We start from the raw sequence: 16,487 nt of genomic DNA, 5'->3' as shown, positions 1-16,487 counted from the left end.
GAAAAGTGCAGAAGATCATCATGTACTTGGATGTTCCAATGAAAATTTTATGCACACGCTATCCCAAAGATAAGCACACCTTATCAACAGGGTTTATCCACATATCAACACCCTCTTACTAGATTTTGTGTAAGTTCATTTTTTATTTTCCATATATGTATCTGAATAATCGAGTTATCAACAGACATTTGTGCATAAGTGCGACTTTATAAACAAAATAGTTCTTTATAACTATGTAAAATAAGACCATTTTAGTAAAGGAATTGTTTTCAACGTATTGAATACTTAATAACGGGCAGTGAATCTTTCCTATTTATCCACAAAAAGAAAGGCTATCTCCCTAAAAACACAGCTAGAAAGGGGAAAATTAATGAAAAAGGTCATATCTCGTTCTTCTGTTCTATTGTTCTCCACTATTTTTATTTTATCCACATTCTTTACCGGTCAACAGGCTGCTGCTGCTCCATCTAACAAAAAGATGGAACTAGAAAAAGCAGAAATCTTCGGTGAAATCAATGTCAACTCGAAAAAACAAACCACTGTCATTGTTGAATTAAAGGAAAAATCCTTAGTTGAAGCCAAGCAAGAAGGCGAAGCACAAACAAAAGCCTCCCTCAAAAAATCTCGAACAAAAGTAAAGAACGCAGCACTCAAAGAGGTAGATAAAGCGAGTGTTCGTCAAGAATATGAAAAAGTCTTCTCTGGTTTCTCTATGAAACTTCCTGCAAACGAAATCCCGAAGCTGCTCGCAGTTGATGGAGTAAAAGCCGTTTATCCGGATGTTACATATAAAACCGATGAAGTGAAAAAGGAAAGCATCCAGCTTCCAAACGAAGATGTCTCCCCGCTTATGGATAAGAGCGCTCCATTTATCGGTGCACCAAAAGCATGGGATGCCGGCTATTCTGGAAAAGGGGTCAAAGTCGCTGTTATTGATACTGGAGTAGACTATACCCACCCAGATTTAAAAGGAAACTTCGGTTTATACAAAGGCTATGATTTTGTTGATAATGATTATTCTCCGCAAGAGACACCTAAAGGAGATCCTAGAGGTGAATCCACAGATCACGGGACCCACGTCGCAGGAACGATTGCAGCAAATGGACAAATTAAAGGTGTCGCAAAGGATGCCACGCTTCTTGCATACCGTGTACTTGGACCAGGTGGATCTGGAACAACTGAGAACGTTCTTGCAGGCATCGACCGGGCTGTTACTGACGGAGCAGATGTCATGAACCTCTCTCTTGGAAACAGTGTCAATAACCCTGATTATGCAACGAGCATCGCACTTGATTGGGCCATGTCTGAAGGTGTTGTGGCTGTTACTTCGAATGGAAACAGCGGTCCTAATAACTGGACTGTCGGTTCTCCCGGCACGTCAAGAGAGGCCATTTCTGTCGGGGCAACTCAGCTTCCGTACAGCCTTTACAATGTGAAATTCCCGAATTATTCTACTGCAAAAGTCATGGGCTACTACCAAGAGAGTGATTTAAAAGCGCTTGACCAAAAACAAGTCACACTCGTCCAAGCAGGAATCGGTGACGAAAAGGCATTTGACAACATTGATGTTAAAGGAAAGGTGGCCGTGATTGAACGTGGTGCTATTGCCTTTGTGGATAAAGTCGACAATGCAAAAGCCGCTGGTGCAATCGGCGTTGTGATGTATAACAATATCGATGGAGAGATTCCAGTCGATGTACCAGGTCTCGCACTTCCTACAATTAAGCTGTCAAAAGCTGAAGGAACAGCGCTTGTGAAAGCCATTGAGGCTGGAAACGATACAACGGCTTTCTCCATTCAATTTGTCAAAGAACTTAGTGAGCAAGTCGCTGACTTCTCATCCCGCGGACCGGTTGTGGATACGTGGATGATTAAGCCTGATCTATCAGCACCCGGTGTCAGCATTGTGAGTACGATCCCAACGCATGATCCTTCTCATCCTTACGGATATGGTTCTAAACAAGGAACAAGTATGGCATCTCCGCATGTGGCAGGAGTTGCAGCGATCATTAAACAAGCAAAACCATCGTACTCAACTGAACAAATCAAAGCATTGCTGATGAATACAGCAGAAAAACTATTTGACGCAAATGGCAGCCCATTCCCTCATAACACACAAGGAACAGGCAGCGTTCGTATCATCGAATCACTTCAAGCATCTTCTATCGTTTCTGATGCGAGCTATTCATACGGCACTTTCTTAAAGGAAAAAGGTGTTCAAATCAAAACGAAGAAATTTAAGGTAGAAAACCTTTCAAAAGCACCGAAAACGTATACCATTGATTACAAATTCAATGGCAGCGGCATTAGTACAAACGGAACGAAAAAAATCACCGTCAAAGGGAATTCCACTGGATCCTTTACTTCCGCAGTACAGGTGAATTACGGAAAAACCAAAAAAGGCACGTACCAAGGCAGCATCACCATTCGCGAAAATGGCAAAAAGGTCACAGAAATCCCTACTTTATTGATTGTGAAAGAGCCAGATTATCCGCGCGTCACTTCTGTTTCCGTAGAGCCTGACAACCGTGCTGGAAGCTATGTCATTAGCAGCTATCTGCCTGGCGGCGCTGAGAACCTTGCATTCCTTGTTTACTCGACAGATGGAGAGTATTTAGGTGAAGCTGGTGTTTATCAACATGTTGATAAAGGCGAGCACCGCGTAAAATGGAATGGCACAATCAATCAAGGCCAGAAGCTTGAAGCTGGTGAGTATACAATGCTTGCTTATGCAAGTTTGAAAGGAAAATCAGATACCGTACAAACGAAGGAACCTTTCGAAATTTACCCTGAATAAATGTGAATCACAAGAAAAGCCTTGTATGAGCGGATAAGCTCATCAAGGCTTTTCGATCATATATGGAGGAAAGAGAAATTTTGATATTGCTATGGATCGTTTCTTTTTTTACTGCTTTTTTTCTGACGATCACCTTGGTTTATTTTCTAAGCCTTTTACATACGAAACAGCCTCGTCCTTTTCATCAAGCATGCGAGCTGTCTGTTTATACTTCGTGTATCTACCCGCTCAGCCTGCTCGTGTCAGCCGCCTTCTTCCTCACCATGATACTTCTTTTCCCCTTTTATTGGCTGCGTGGACGATAAATATACATACGTTATGCATCAAATACTTCTTTTAATAAACGATACGATGTGAGCCGGTCTTGCATGTCATGTGTGATGGTCACTGCGATCAATTCATCTGTCCGATAAGCCTTCGCGAGTGTGGTCAGCTGCTTTTTCACAGATGCTGGTGTTCCAACGACCATCCTTTGACGATTGGCAGCCACTCGTTTTTGTTCATATGGACTGTAGGAATAGCCCCGAGCTTCTTCATATGAAGGAAAACGGCTAAGATTCAGACCCTGTTCATTGGCGAGTAAAGATAAATCTAAGCTGACAGCCAGTTTTTCTGCCTGCTCCTCTGTTTCGGCACATAAAACAAAAACTGCCAGACTAACACGCGGCTTATCACCAAATACTGAAGGTTCAAATCGGTTGATATATTGCGCCACAGAGTCTTCTCCGCCTTCACCATTAATAAAAAGAGCAAACGTGTAGCCTGCACCTGCTTTCGCCGCAAGCCTTGCACTCCCTCCAGAAGAACCAAGCATCCATACTTCCGGCGCAGTCTCTATCTTCGGAGAAGCAGTCAAATGAGGCAGCGGGTAAAATTCATCCGCTAGGTCATGTAAATAGACCTTCAATTCTTCTACCTGCTCTGGATATTGGTCGCCTAGACGCTTTCGCTCACCATGATGAAGGGCAATGGAGGAAATGGGCATACCACCAGGAGCACGTCCAATTCCAAGATCGATTCTGCCAGGAGCCAGTGCTTCGAGAACCCTGAAGTTCTCTGCTACTTTGTAGGCACTGTAGTGGGGAAGCATGACGCCGCCAGAGCCAATGCGTATGTGCGACGTAACGGCTGATAAATGCCCGAGGAGCACCTCTGGACTAGATCCTGCAAGCCGATTAGAAAAATGATGTTCTGATACCCAAAAACGGTGATAGCCCCACTTTTCCGCCTGCTTCGCCAGTTCAACCGTCTGCTTCAGTGCTTCAGCAGGCGTTGCGTCTCCAATCAAAGGAGATTGATCCAGTATACTTAATTTCATCATGCTGCACCTCTTACAGAAATCCCCCTCTCTTAAATGGAAAGGGGGATTTCTTATTTATTTTCGATTAAAGCCCTTCTCTTTCACAAATTCTCCAAGGAAGGCACGCTTTGGCTGACTAAAGCCTCGCAGCATCTGCTCAGACCAAGTATCTTTTCTCTCGCCGTTTGTTCGTTCTTCATAATATGCCGAAATACGATCGTCGTATTCTTTTAAATAACGATCCACATGCGCTTCATCTTGCTGATATGAATTTTCATGATATATGAGTTCAACTGGCAGCCGTTCCTTTTGTGACGACTGGCTGGCTGGATGACCAACAGCTAGACCGAATAACGGCAGCACATAAGAAGGCGTTTCAAGCACTTCAGAGACTTCTCTCAGCTGATTACGCAGTCCGCCAATATAGCAGATCCCAAGTCCCATTGATTCTGCAGCAACACTGACATTTTGTGCAGCCAATGCCGCATCGATGACACTAATGAGAAAGGCTTCCGTATTCTCAAGCGCCTCCTGATGATTCTTCCCTGCTTTTTTTGCAATATGATCATGGCGTTTCAAGTCTGCACAGAAGACAAAGAAATGCCCGTTCTTCTCAACGTATGGCTGATTCCCAGCCAGTTCAGCAAGCTTGGCCTTCTTCTCCTGATCTGTCACACCAATAATACTATACGCCTGTACATAGCTTGATGTCGAAGCAGCCTGTGCACTTTTGATTAGTGTCAGCACCTCTTCTTCTGTCAAACGCTCGTCTGTAAACGAACGGATGGATCGATGATTTAATATGGTTTCTATCGTTTTATTCAATTCGAAGACCTCCTTCACTTCTTCTATCATAAGGCAAAGACATAGGGATTTTCAAAAATTAAAACTCGCATAAAAAAAGACAGCCTATGCTTAGACTGCCCTTACCTGTTTTATTTAAATAAATAACTTTGATATTTCGTTAATTGAACACTTGCGTTATATGCGATCCCGAATCCAATGAGAACGGACAAGACAGAGCTTCCTCCAAAGCTGATAAATAAGAGCGGAATCCCTGTTACCGGCATCACGCCTATGTTCATCCCAATGTTCTGGAACGTATGGATCACAATCAGCGCTGTATATCCTACGCAGAAGAATGACGCAAATCGGCTATAAGGATGTATTCGGTCAATCAGTACGACCAGCCGGTAGATCAAGAAGAAGAACATGATCACAACAAACGCACAGCCGATAAAGCCAAAGGCTTCACCTATAATGGAGAAAATCATATCCGTTTGTGCTTCAGGAACATAGACCTTTAAGTTTTTAATGCCATTCCCAAAAATCTGACCTGCACCAATGGCCATAATCGCCTGCTCCACTTGATATTTATCAGATCCAGATGCATCCTGCGTCTGTGCTTGGTTGGCTGACGTAGAGCTATCAGGCAGCCAAGCTGTAATCCGGTTAATTTGGTACTGTTGAATGCCGATTGTTTTCGCAAAATCAGGGAAGAGAATGATGACGGCTAACACAGCGGCAACCAATAGTACAACCACTGAACCGATGAGAGAGATCAGTTTCCAATTGACCCCTGATAAAAACACCATCACGACAACAATAAACATACAGACCGCCGCCGTCCCTGCATCCTGCAAGAAGATCAGTCCTACTGGTACAGCTGCCACTCCGGCAATTTTTAATAGAAGGAAAATATCATCTTCTAATGTCCGTTTTCCTCTAGGGCTTGACTTGCCGATGACAGATGCGAGCATCATAATCAAACCAATTTTCATGAACTCTGAAGGCTGAAATGTCCCTATTCCAGGTAACACAAACCAGCTTTTCGCCCCGTTTTTAATTGGAGCAAAATCATGACCTCCGATTTGTGCAGGAGCAACTTTCAGAAAAAGTAACAGCAGTATGCCGCCTATAAAAATATACAGACTTAGCTTCTCTAATTGCTCCAAATCAAAGTAATTTATGGCTACAATACATATAACTCCGACCATGTAGTAAATAATCTGTCTGGTCCATGCATTAGATCCATACTGCCCAAATTGACCCGCAGCATAAATCGCAATGACACTGATGGCAAAGAAGGCTAAAAATATAAAAATCAAATCTCCTTGATAGTAAGGAGATGTATTCTGCTTGTTCATGAACTAACCACCCTTATTACAAAACATAAAAGCCCTTATTTATATTAGATTGAAATTTTCACAAAATCAACTCACCTTAAATATGACGGAAGATACATCCGAAAGGTTCCATTCATTTTTCAAAAAATGAAATACTTCTCATCCTAACAATAGGAAAAAATTCCTTTACACTCTTTTCATTCAACCGATCTTAAGTCCTTTAAAAAGATTATTTTACAGATTTTAAGGGGAAAATTCAATGACCTATGTGGCAAGAAGACAAGTAAACATCAGATTAGCATAAGCTGCAATGAGGATTGAGGAATAAAACCATTTTGTATGGAATAAGGCCCATTTTCCAATAATTGCGTTTACTTCAAAGTCAATTGTGGTATAATACCTGTAACAAAATGTTCACAATATCTCCTAAAAACAGACACAATTGCATCCTGACCTCTCATTTGATTTGAACATCAACTTAAAAAGGAGTTGGATACGATGGATATGTTCTTTGCGTACCTATGTATTGCAACGGCTACACCCCTGTTTTTATGGCTGGAAAACAGAAAAATTGCATTAGCTTCTATTCCACCCATTATGATTATGTGGATTTTCTTCGGTCTTTACATGACAAGCAGTTTATCTCCAGCAGGACATACCTTCATGATCGCATTCTTTGCCATTAACGTGATTTTGGCTCACATTGCAGCGTTCCTCATCTACGGACTTCCATTCATTCGCAAAAGATTCAGCAGCAGATAGATATCACCCAACTATTGGAAGCGTTATCACCATCATGATAAAAACCACTCACCTTCAAGAGATGAGTGGTTTTTTTATTATTTCTCTGAATGCTCAGACTGCTTTGGCGCAGACGGTGAATAACCGTCTTTACTGTTCTCTCCGTGGCTGTAGTGAGCCGCAAAGATCCAAACAGATCCGATGACGAAGATAATCGCACAGAACAGACCAAACAAAGTATTTCCGACTTGAACAGTTCCGTTCTCGCTCTCTGTCATGTGCATAAACATGAACAGCTGCAAGAATGCTTGAATGAACGCAAAACCAAAGATAATCCATAGTTTTGCGGAACTGCCAATTTCAGCTCCAATGGCAATCCAGAATGCTAAGATTGTCAGCACAATGGAAAGGATGAAGCCAACTACGTGTTTCCAAGGGAAGTGTTCGTGCTCTGCTGAGGAATGTGTTTTTCCAGCCATATCACAAAAGCCCCCCTAATCCGATCAAGTAAACAGCTGTGAAGATGAAAATCCATACAACATCAAGGAAATGCCAGTATAGACTTGAGATGAAAATCTTCGCTGCTGTTTGTGGAGTTAATCCACGTTTTTTAATTTGGAACAAGATCCCGGTAATCCAGAAGATACCGATCGATACGTGTAGTCCGTGAGTTCCTAAAAGTACAAAGAATGCAGACCAATACGCACTTGTATGGATGCTCGCACCCTCATGTACATAATGGAAGAACTCAAAAATCTCAAATCCAACGAAGCCTGCACCTAGAAGCAGTGTGAGAATCGTCCAAATGACAACCCCTTTTGTACTTCCACGGCGCATTTCATGAACGGCAATCCCGCATGTAAATGAACTAACCAATAGCAGGAATGTCATGATCAATACAAGCTTCATATCAAACAGCTCAGCTGGTAAAACGCCGCCAGCTGTTCTGCCATGTAGAACAAAGTAGGTCGCAAAAAGTGTTGAGAATAACACGATTTCCGCGCCAAGGAATATCCAGAAACCAAGGATGTTTAAACGTCCGGTTTCAGACTGATATTCAAGCGGTGCATTTGCATAGCTGCTATCATTATGTCCCATTACTTCTGCGCCTCCTTATTCTTTTTCTCTGTTTCAATCACTTCTTCAACAGGAATATAGTAGCCATTGTCATATTCGAATGAACGTAAAATCATCGTTGCGAATACACCAATCAAGCCAATAACGCCAATCCAGTACCATTCAAATACAAGACCGAATGCACCAAGTCCAAAGAATGCAGACATGATCAGCGGTCTGCCTGAATTATGCGGCATGTGAATTTTCTTAAATTCTTTTTCAGGATGAACGACCACATTGTTTTGCTTCCAGTGATGGAATGCATCTGGTGTAGTCACTTCTGGAAGTGCTGCAAAGTTATAATGCGGCGGAATTGCAGAAGATGTCGCCCAGTCAAGTGTACGTCCTTCTCCCCAGCTGTCTCCAGACACTTCACGTTTTGAGTGTCTCCAGCTGTAGTAAATATTGTAGCAAAGGATGATGAATCCGATGCCCATCATAAATGCACCAATTGTTGAAATAAAGTTTAGTGCAGTCCAGCCATCTTCTGGTCCATACGTATAAATACGTCTTGGCATTCCTTGCAGTCCTAAGAAGTACTGCGGGAAGAAACAGATGTTAAATCCGATCATGAATACCCAGAAGAACCATTTGCCGATTCTTTCGTTTAACTTGTATCCAAACATTTTTGGATACCAGAAAACAAGACCAGCAAAACAAGCAAATACAGTACCTGCGATTAATACATAGTGGAAGTGGGATACAAGGAAGTACGTGTTATGGTACTGGTAATCCGCAGCTGCCATCGCAAGCATAACCCCAGTTACACCACCGATTACGAAGTTCGGGATGAAACCAAGTGCCCAAAGCATTGGTGATGTAAAGCTGATACGGCCTCGATACATCGTAAAGAGCCAGTTAAAGATTTTCACACCTGTTGGTACAGAAATCGCCATTGTTGTAATCGAGAAGAATGAGTTAACCGCTGCACTGTTCCCCATTGTAAAGAAGTGGTGAACCCACACAAGGAAACTAAGAACAGAGATTGCCACAATCGATACAACCATCGCTTTGTAACCAAACAACTGCTTTCTTGAGAACGTCGCAAATATTTCTGAGAAAATACCGAAAGCCGGAAGGATAACAATATATACCTCAGGATGTCCCCAAATCCAGAAAAGGTTCGCCCAAAGCATCGGCATACCGCCTGCTTCGAGTGTAAAGAATGCAGAACCGAATAAACGATCAAATGTCATAAGTGCTAAAGCAACTGTTAGTACAGGGAATGCAAAAACGATGATGACAGACGTAATCAATGTTGTCCATGTAAACATTGGCATACGCATAAGTGTCATACCTTTTGTACGCATTTTTAAGATGGTCACCATGAAGTTAATACCTGTCATAAGTGTACCAATACCTGCAATTTGGAGCCCGAGCAAGTAGTAGTTCTGTCCAGGTCCTGGTGAGAAATCATTTCCGGCGAGCGGCATGTAACTCGTCCAGCCTGCACTTGGTGATCCTCCAATAACGAAGGAAATGTTGAACAGCATTGCTCCGACCATGAATGTCCAGAAGCTAAGGTTGTTCAAGTAAGGGAATGCAACGTCACGTGCACCAATTTGAAGAGGAACAACGACGTTGATTAAACCAATTAAAAATGGCATCGCCATGAATAGAATCATGATCGTACCATGCGTTGTAAAGATTTCATTATAGTGGTTTGAATCTAAAAACGTATTATTAGGAAGCGCCAGCTGCGCGCGCATCATCAGTCCGTCTACCCCACCGCGGAAGAACATAATCACAGCAGCAAGGATATACATGATTCCAAGCTTTTTATGATCAACTGATGTCAGCCATTCTTTCCAAAGCCATTTCCACTTTTTAAAGTAGGTTAAAACAAACACAATGGCAATGGAAGTGAGAGCGATAGAAATTTGCGCACCAAGAATTAATGGGTCTCCAGTTACAAAAAACTCATCCCATTTTAAATGCATAACGGCCTCCTCCTTTCCTTAGTCAGTTTATTCTTTTTCTAGTTTACTTTTATAGTTCTTCACATTCTCGAAAGGATCTGTCTTGGAATGCGGAGAAACTGATTGATAACCTAAACGTTTGCGTGCTTGGAGTGCATATTCAGAATCCTCTCCATGCTTCGCAAAGGATAAATGTGTTGATGAGAATGTCTGCACATCTGCAGCATCAGGAAGCATCAAGTAGTCATACGTTTTCTTCGTTAACTTTGGTGCTTCTTTCTTCGTTTTGTTTACCCATTTATCATAGTCAGACTGCGTCATCGCATTGACTTTGAATTTTTGCTGAGCAAAACCAGGGCCTGTGAAGTTGGCGTTTCTTCCTTGGTATGTGCCTACTTCATCAGCTTGAAGATATTGTTCCATTTCCATTCCAGCCATCGCGTACTTCTCCCCGCCTAGCTGAGGAATCCATAGTGATGCCATTGTATCAGCGGAAGTGATTTTAAATAAAACCGGCTGATCTTTTGGAATGTTTAAGTAGTTCACTGTCTCAATATTTTCCTCTGGATAACTGAAGATCCATTTCCAATCGACAGCTGTCGCATAAACGACAAGTGGATCTTTATGGCTTGTTGCTTGAGGTGCCTCTTCCAAAGAGTAAATTGTTTTTACAGTTGGAATCGAAAGGGCAGCAACGATTAATATTGGGATCACTGTCCAGATAACTTCTAGAAGCGTATTCCCGTGAATTTCTGGATTATAAGAGGCGTTTCCAACGTCCTTACGCTCACGGTATTTAACCAAAATGATGGTAAACAGTACAAATACCGCACCAACGATAAAGAGCATAAATCCGATAGATAAAAGGATTAAGTCTTTTTGCTGTGCTGCGACTGGCCCTTTAGGGTCTAAAACAGCGATATTGCTGCAACCTCCTAATACAAACACGCTCACGAGCATCGCTAATAAAAGCATAGGTTTAATGGCTCTGAACAAGAAGATCACCATCCTTCCTTAAATAATGTATAAATTGCTGATTAATTGTGAAAAGCCATCTGCCTTCGAAAACTTTTCTTCCCTTTGTAATGCTATCAAAATCTGTTTGAGTTAGCTTCCCTTTTTTCAAAAGTTCATTTATTTTTCATCAGATTTCTTTCAAAATGTCATAAATTCGACATAAATTTATATTATTGCACACACAATGAATTTCTAGGATTTTGAAAAGTTGAGAGTTGAAGGCAAAGGACAAACAATCAAGAACTTTGTCAAATTTAGGTTTACCACAATAAAAAAGTTTGGTCAAATTTCAATTTAACTTAATGAAATTTTATCTAGGTAAACAATTTCGAAATAGGTATCCCCACATTTAACAAAAACCTTACTTATTTTAACGCAAGTTGACAAGAAAAGAAAGTGTCGATCCTCTGACTATGCGGTGTAAGAATTGGCAGTCATGATGAATATGTGGAATCTCGCTAAATGAATTCCAGCAAAAAACCGGCTCAGCGCCGGCATTTTACAGTTATTCATCTCTTACTAAAATATCAGGGCGTCTATAGATGTCCCCTTCATGTTCAATGTCAATGTATGTCCACTTGCCTGTATAGGTTAAAAAGCGGTTCCCCTCTTTCTCTACGACCATCGTATCCTCTGACTTCAATCCAGGCAATGAAGGGTTCCAAGTAAAGACTTGATGCAGCTGAACTTCTTCTTTCGATGAAGGAACTGCAATGATTTCTCTAGATACAAAGCCCGTTTTTCCCCCTTGATGAAGCTTTTTCCAGCTATCAGGGAAGCCCTCTTTTTCATACTGAGCAATACCTGCTTTCAATACATCTTCCAATGTCTTACCAGGACGCGTGGCGGCATTCATGACCGTGTCAATTCGTGCAAGCCGCTCTTTGTTCTCTTCAAGCTCCTTTGGAAGCTGACCGAAGTAAACAGACCTTGTGACATTCGCCACGAGTCCATGCCGTTCAGCGCATAGAACAACAAGCGCATGCTTTTGAAGTTTTTTGTCCGTCGGAATTGGATGACGGTATTGATGAATCCGGTCATCTGTTGCCACAAGCAGTACCTCTATCGTCATTCCCTGCGCGATCGCTTTATGAGCCGCAAGCGAAGCGATTTCGTGCTCCGTCTGTCCTGGAACGATTTCTTTACAGACACTCTCTACAATGACCGCTGTTTCATGACAGAGCGTTTCATATTGGCGGAGCTGTGATGCGGAAAGAATGGATCGGACTTGCGACAAATCCGGCTCGATCCATTCAAATCCATCCATTTGAATGTCTGACCCGATTCGTTTGTCTTTTGTGAGTGTTTGAATGTGTGCCGTATCATCCTCAAACCAATCCATCGTCACCACTTGAAAGGGGTGATCGATATACGCCATCTCTTCTTCAATGATCCGCTTTTCTTCCATTTGATTCACAATGAGGACGATGTCGTCTTTTAACACGAGCAGCTTGCACACGCCCTCTGGTGTATTTAACACAATGTGATTTCTTCTTCCTCCTGTCAGCCAGGAGAAGTTATTACGCTTTTGAATCAAGACACCGTCGAGCTGTTTTTCTTCCATTAATGTTCTTACTTGTTCAATCATCTAATCACCTGCCTATATGAGTGTATGAATGAAACGTTTAAAAGCTGTTTTCCCTCGATCGGTTCTTTTAAACACACCCGCCTGTGAGAGAATACGAGAAAAAATCATGCCGACTTCTTTTTGTAAAATGGCTTCTGTATCGTCCTCTGTAAAAGTGTTCTCTTCAAGCAGACGCTTTGCCCATGTTTCGTGTTTCGTGATAGCAGGGCGGGCTTTGATTTCTTCAAGGGGGTTTTTGGATAGCAGTGCTTCTTTTAATTGGCTTAATTCCTCTGCTAATCTACCAGGAAGTACTGCAAGACCCATCACTTCAATTAAACCGATATTCTCTTTTTTAATATGATGGACTTCTTCGTGCGGGTGGAAAATTCCATCTGGGTGCCGCTCGTTTGTACGATTATTACGCAGCACTAGATCTAATTCATAGTCATCTCCATGGCGGCGTGCAATTGGTGTAATGGTATTATGCGGCGTCTCTCCTGTATAAGCTAGCAGCTCCACTTCTTCATCTGAATACATTTTCCACTCGTTTAAGATAAAGTCTGCTGCGTCTGCAAGCTTCTGCCGGTCGCTGCTTCGAAGGCGGATGACAGACATCGGCCATTTCACAATTCCAGCCCTCACATCCGGAAAGACATTCAGAGAAAAGACATCTTCCACCTCCGCTTTCGCCATCGGAAATTCATGCGCACCGCCCTGAAAATGGTCATGACTTAATATACTGCCCCCGACAATCGGAAGATCGGCGTTCGATCCGATGAAATAGTGCGGGTATATATATATGAAAGAAAGCAATCGTTCAAAGGTCTTTTTTGTGATGCTCATCGGCTCATGTTCGCCTTTGAACACAATGCAATGCTCGTTGTAATACACATAAGGTGAAAATTGTAGAAACCAAGATTCATCTGTGAGTGTCACAGGAATGATCCGGTGATTCTGTCTCGCTGGATGGTTGATCCGCCCCCCAAACCCAACGTTTTCTTTACAAAGGAGACAAAGAGGGTATTGTTTTTGACTAAGCTTTTTGGCTTCAGCGATTGCTTTGGGGTCCTTTTCCGGCTTCGATAGATTAATTGTGATCTCCAGCTCGCCATCATCTGTTGGTGTAAACCACTGCACATTTTTGGCGATTCTGCCTGTATGAATATAGTGTGCGTGCTGCTGCATTTCATAGAACCAGCTTGTAGCCGCCTCTGGCCCTTCATGCTGGCGTTTCTCTTCAAACTTTGCGTAGATGACACTTGGAGGCGCCACCAAGCATCCCATGATTCTCGCATCTAGTAAATCGCGATACGTATCCGTCCCCTCAGGGATAAGGCCAGTCTCTACTGCCCAATCCAGCATCGGCATTAAGATGTCTTCAAGCCCCGCATCCCCTGAGACTGTTCTTGGCTCAGCTTCATCCAGCCCAAGCACCTCAAGCAGCCGATTTCTCGTATAATCGATATCTAGTGGTGTGATCAGCTCTTGATTGATTCCGTATTGAATCAGCTGTTCCAGTTTTTCAAAAATATCAACCGCCATTCTCTCTGTCCCCTCTCTTGCCTGCCTGTTATGCGTTATTACCTCTGGTAGCCGTTTGGATGCTTCTGAAACCAATCCCACGCACTTTGAATGATGGTATGAAGGTCAGCATATTGAGGAGTCCACCCTAATTCTTGCAGCGCTTTTTCAGAAGAAGCAATCAGCTTTGCTGGATCTCCCGCGCGTCTATTAGCCACCTGTGCTGGGATCGCATGCCCCGTAACGTTTCTAACAGCATCTACTACCTGTTTCACGGAGAAACCTGTGCCATTCCCTAAGTTGTATGTTGCACTTCCTTTTCCAGCGCGCAGACGATCAACAGCTAAGATGTGCGCCTCCACTAAATCCATCACATGTATGTAATCCCTAATACACGTGCCGTCCTCTGTCTCATAATCATCACCGTAAATCATGATCTGATCTCGTTTTCCTAAAGCGACTTGCAGAATGATCGGAATGAGGTGTGTCTCAGGCTGATGATCCTCTCCGACAAGTCCTTCTGTATGAGCACCAGCTACATTAAAGTAGCGAAGCACGACGTATTCTATTCCATATGCCTGCTCAGACCACTTCAACATTTTTTCAATCGCTAGTTTCGTTTCTCCATAAGGATTGGTTGGGTTCGTCTCATCCGTTTCAACGATCGGTACACGTTTTGGCTCACCATACGCAGCAGCGGTTGAAGAGAACACAATGTGTTTCACATCAAATTCATTCATCACCTGAAGTAAAGCTGTTGCTCCTCCAACGTTGTTGTTATAGTACTTTAGCGGGTCTGTTACACTCTCACCGACAAGTGAATCTGCGGCAAAGTGCATAACCGCTTCTATTTGATGCGTTTTGAAAACCTGTCTTAAAAAGTCTTGATCTCGTAAATCGCCCTCTTCTAAAACAGCTCCCTCCAAAACAGCTTCTTTGTGGCCTGTCTGCAAATTATCCACTACCACCACTTGTTCGCCTTTCGCTAAAAGAGCCGCTACCGCATGACTGCCAATGTACCCTGCTCCCCCACACACTAAAATTGTCATTACACTTCCTCCTTCGTAAGTTCTCTTGCGCCGCCTCCAATTCCAGCTGTGTAAAAAGAGGCGTGAATGCCCGTCTTCTCTTGATAAATCGCACTCGTTTCTTCTATAAATGATGTCAGCTGCTTTTCTTTCACAATACTGATCGTGCAGCCGCCAAAACCTGCACCAGTCATACGGGAGCCAATCGTCCCAGGATGAAGCCAAGCGGCTTCTACCAGTGTATCTAGTTCAAGTCCAGTCACTTCATAATCATTCTTTAAAGAAAGATGAGATGCCTTCATAAGGGCGCCTAGCTTTTCAATTTTATCATCTTTCAAAAAATTTATCGCTCTCATCGTCCGCTCGTTTTCTGTCACCACGTGTCTTGCACGACTACGGCATATTTCATCCTGAATCAAGTGGGCATGCTCGGCAAATTCATCTGCTGTGAGCTCACATAAGTGGGCAAGATCGATTTCTTTTCGTAAATCGTTTAAGGCCGATTGACACTCTGACCTGCGTTCATTGTATTTGGAGTCTGCCAGTGTCCGCTTTTTGTTTGTATTGGCAATGACAAGCGCCAGCCCCTCTTGCCGAAACAGACTGTATTCAAAATCAAGGGTGTCGCAATTGAGCAAGATGGCGTGATCTTCTTTTCCAAGAGCGATTGAAAACTGATCCATGATGCCGCAATTGACGCCAATAAATTCATTTTCTGCACGCTGCGAAAGGAGGGCAAGATCGACATTTGAAACGCCAAATGAATGCCATTCATTGATGCAGACGGCGGTGACAAGCTCGATGGAGGCAGAGGAAGACAGACCTGCGCCATTGGGAATATTGCCGCCGTATACAATGTCAAAGCCTTCTTCTATCTTCATCCCTGCTTCGATAAACTGACTGAACACACCCTTCGGATAATTCGCCCAGCCGTCCGACTCCAAGTAAGCGATTTCAATAAGGTCAAATTCTTTCACACCATCGCCATCAAAGTTCAAGGAATACATTCTCACACGGCCATCTGACCGCTTTGCACATGCTGCATATGTACCAAGAGTGAGCGCACAAGGGAATACATGACCTCCATTGTAATCTGTATGTTCACCAATCAAGTTCACTCTTCCCGGGGCAAAAAAATAGCGAAGTTCTTCTCTATCCCCAAATTGCTGGTGAAATGCCGTGCGTAACATATCGATCATATCCATTCCCCTTTTCTCTTCTGATACTCTTATTTTAGTTGCCTGAACATCGTAAGTTCAATGGTAAAAAAATCGTTAAAAAATACCCTTTTTTTGCTGTGAATGGTACGATGTGATATGAGGTGTACCATGATTCAAAATAGAAAAAGGTTG

At 42.8% G+C, this 16,487-nt stretch carries 13 protein-coding genes; 2 read left to right on the top strand and 11 right to left on the bottom strand.

The genetic code is table 11. The annotated features are described in order from the left end of the window. The first annotated feature begins 370 nt into the window (after positions 1–370). The gene (locus tag MHI60_RS08795) at positions 371–2,797 is read left to right on the top strand and encodes a S8 family serine peptidase (RefSeq protein WP_144483954.1); all 2,427 of its coding nucleotides are present in this window, start codon (positions 371–373) and stop codon (positions 2,795–2,797) included. 316 nt (positions 2,798–3,113) lie between these two features. Here the strand turns inward: MHI60_RS08795 and MHI60_RS08790 are convergent, their stop codons facing one another. The 3 genes from MHI60_RS08790 to MHI60_RS08780 all read right to left on the bottom strand — a co-directional run bounded on the left by MHI60_RS08790 (position 3,114) and on the right by MHI60_RS08780 (position 6,244). Beyond that, a complete protein-coding gene (locus tag MHI60_RS08790; protein WP_342502682.1) occupies positions 3,114–4,118 on the bottom strand; it encodes an LLM class flavin-dependent oxidoreductase in 1,005 nt (334 codons plus the stop codon). A 54-nt stretch (positions 4,119–4,172) separates the two neighbouring features. Beyond that, on the bottom strand, positions 4,173–4,922 hold the full coding sequence (gene nfsA / locus MHI60_RS08785) for an oxygen-insensitive NADPH nitroreductase (protein ID WP_095409856.1): 750 nt from the start codon (positions 4,920–4,922) through the stop codon (positions 4,173–4,175). A gap of 110 nt (positions 4,923–5,032) precedes the next feature. Beyond that, positions 5,033–6,244 carry an FtsW/RodA/SpoVE family cell cycle protein gene (locus MHI60_RS08780; RefSeq protein WP_048237750.1) on the bottom strand — a complete coding sequence of 404 codons (1,212 nt, stop codon included), beginning with the start codon at positions 6,242–6,244 and terminating at the stop codon, positions 5,033–5,035. Between the two features lie 477 nt (positions 6,245–6,721). On the opposite strand from MHI60_RS08780, the gene MHI60_RS08775 reads away from it, so the two are divergent. Next, positions 6,722–6,985 carry a spore morphogenesis/germination protein YwcE gene (locus MHI60_RS08775; RefSeq protein ID WP_008345491.1) on the top strand — a complete coding sequence of 88 codons (264 nt, stop codon included), beginning with the start codon at positions 6,722–6,724 and terminating at the stop codon, positions 6,983–6,985. Between the two features lie 77 nt (positions 6,986–7,062). On the opposite strand, the gene qoxD is transcribed toward MHI60_RS08775, so the two are convergent. The 8 genes from qoxD to MHI60_RS08735 form a co-directional block, all read right to left on the bottom strand. Then, complete coding sequence (gene qoxD / locus MHI60_RS08770) at positions 7,063–7,443, bottom strand: cytochrome aa3 quinol oxidase subunit IV (protein WP_007497818.1); 381 nt, start codon at positions 7,441–7,443, stop codon at positions 7,063–7,065. A 1-nt stretch (position 7,444) separates the two neighbouring features. Continuing rightward, entirely contained in the window at positions 7,445–8,062 is a 618-nt protein-coding gene (gene qoxC / locus MHI60_RS08765) for a cytochrome aa3 quinol oxidase subunit III (RefSeq protein WP_008359616.1), read from the bottom strand. Further along, positions 8,062–10,020, bottom strand: a complete 1,959-nt coding sequence (gene qoxB, locus MHI60_RS08760) for a cytochrome aa3 quinol oxidase subunit I (protein WP_144483960.1) — start codon at positions 10,018–10,020, stop codon at positions 8,062–8,064. Before qoxB ends, qoxC begins: the two co-directional genes overlap by 1 nt. Before the next feature lie 27 nt (positions 10,021–10,047). Next, the gene (qoxA, locus tag MHI60_RS08755) at positions 10,048–11,004 is read right to left on the bottom strand and encodes a cytochrome aa3 quinol oxidase subunit II (RefSeq protein ID WP_095410070.1); all 957 of its coding nucleotides are present in this window, start codon (positions 11,002–11,004) and stop codon (positions 10,048–10,050) included. A 517-nt stretch (positions 11,005–11,521) separates the two neighbouring features. Next, complete coding sequence (locus MHI60_RS08750) at positions 11,522–12,604, bottom strand: aminopeptidase P family N-terminal domain-containing protein (protein ID WP_144483963.1); 1,083 nt, start codon at positions 12,602–12,604, stop codon at positions 11,522–11,524. A gap of 12 nt (positions 12,605–12,616) precedes the next feature. Then, positions 12,617–14,128 (bottom strand): UDP-glucose--hexose-1-phosphate uridylyltransferase, encoded by a 1,512-nt coding sequence (gene galT / locus MHI60_RS08745; RefSeq protein ID WP_095409859.1) that lies wholly within the window; start codon positions 14,126–14,128, stop codon positions 12,617–12,619. Positions 14,129–14,166: 38 nt separating this feature from the next. Continuing rightward, positions 14,167–15,156 carry a UDP-glucose 4-epimerase GalE gene (galE, locus tag MHI60_RS08740; protein ID WP_144483966.1) on the bottom strand — a complete coding sequence of 330 codons (990 nt, stop codon included), beginning with the start codon at positions 15,154–15,156 and terminating at the stop codon, positions 14,167–14,169. Then, positions 15,156–16,340: a galactokinase gene (locus MHI60_RS08735; protein WP_144483969.1), complete on the bottom strand. Its 1,185-nt coding sequence runs from the start codon at positions 16,338–16,340 to the stop codon at positions 15,156–15,158. Before MHI60_RS08735 ends, galE begins: the two co-directional genes overlap by 1 nt. Positions 16,341–16,487: the final 147 nt, after the last annotated feature.

Source organism: Bacillus sp. FSL K6-3200 (genome assembly GCF_038630485.1).
Lineage (GTDB): Bacteria > Bacillota > Bacilli > Bacillales > Bacillaceae > Bacillus > Bacillus safensis.
This window is presented reverse-complemented; position numbering and strand designations above follow the sequence as displayed.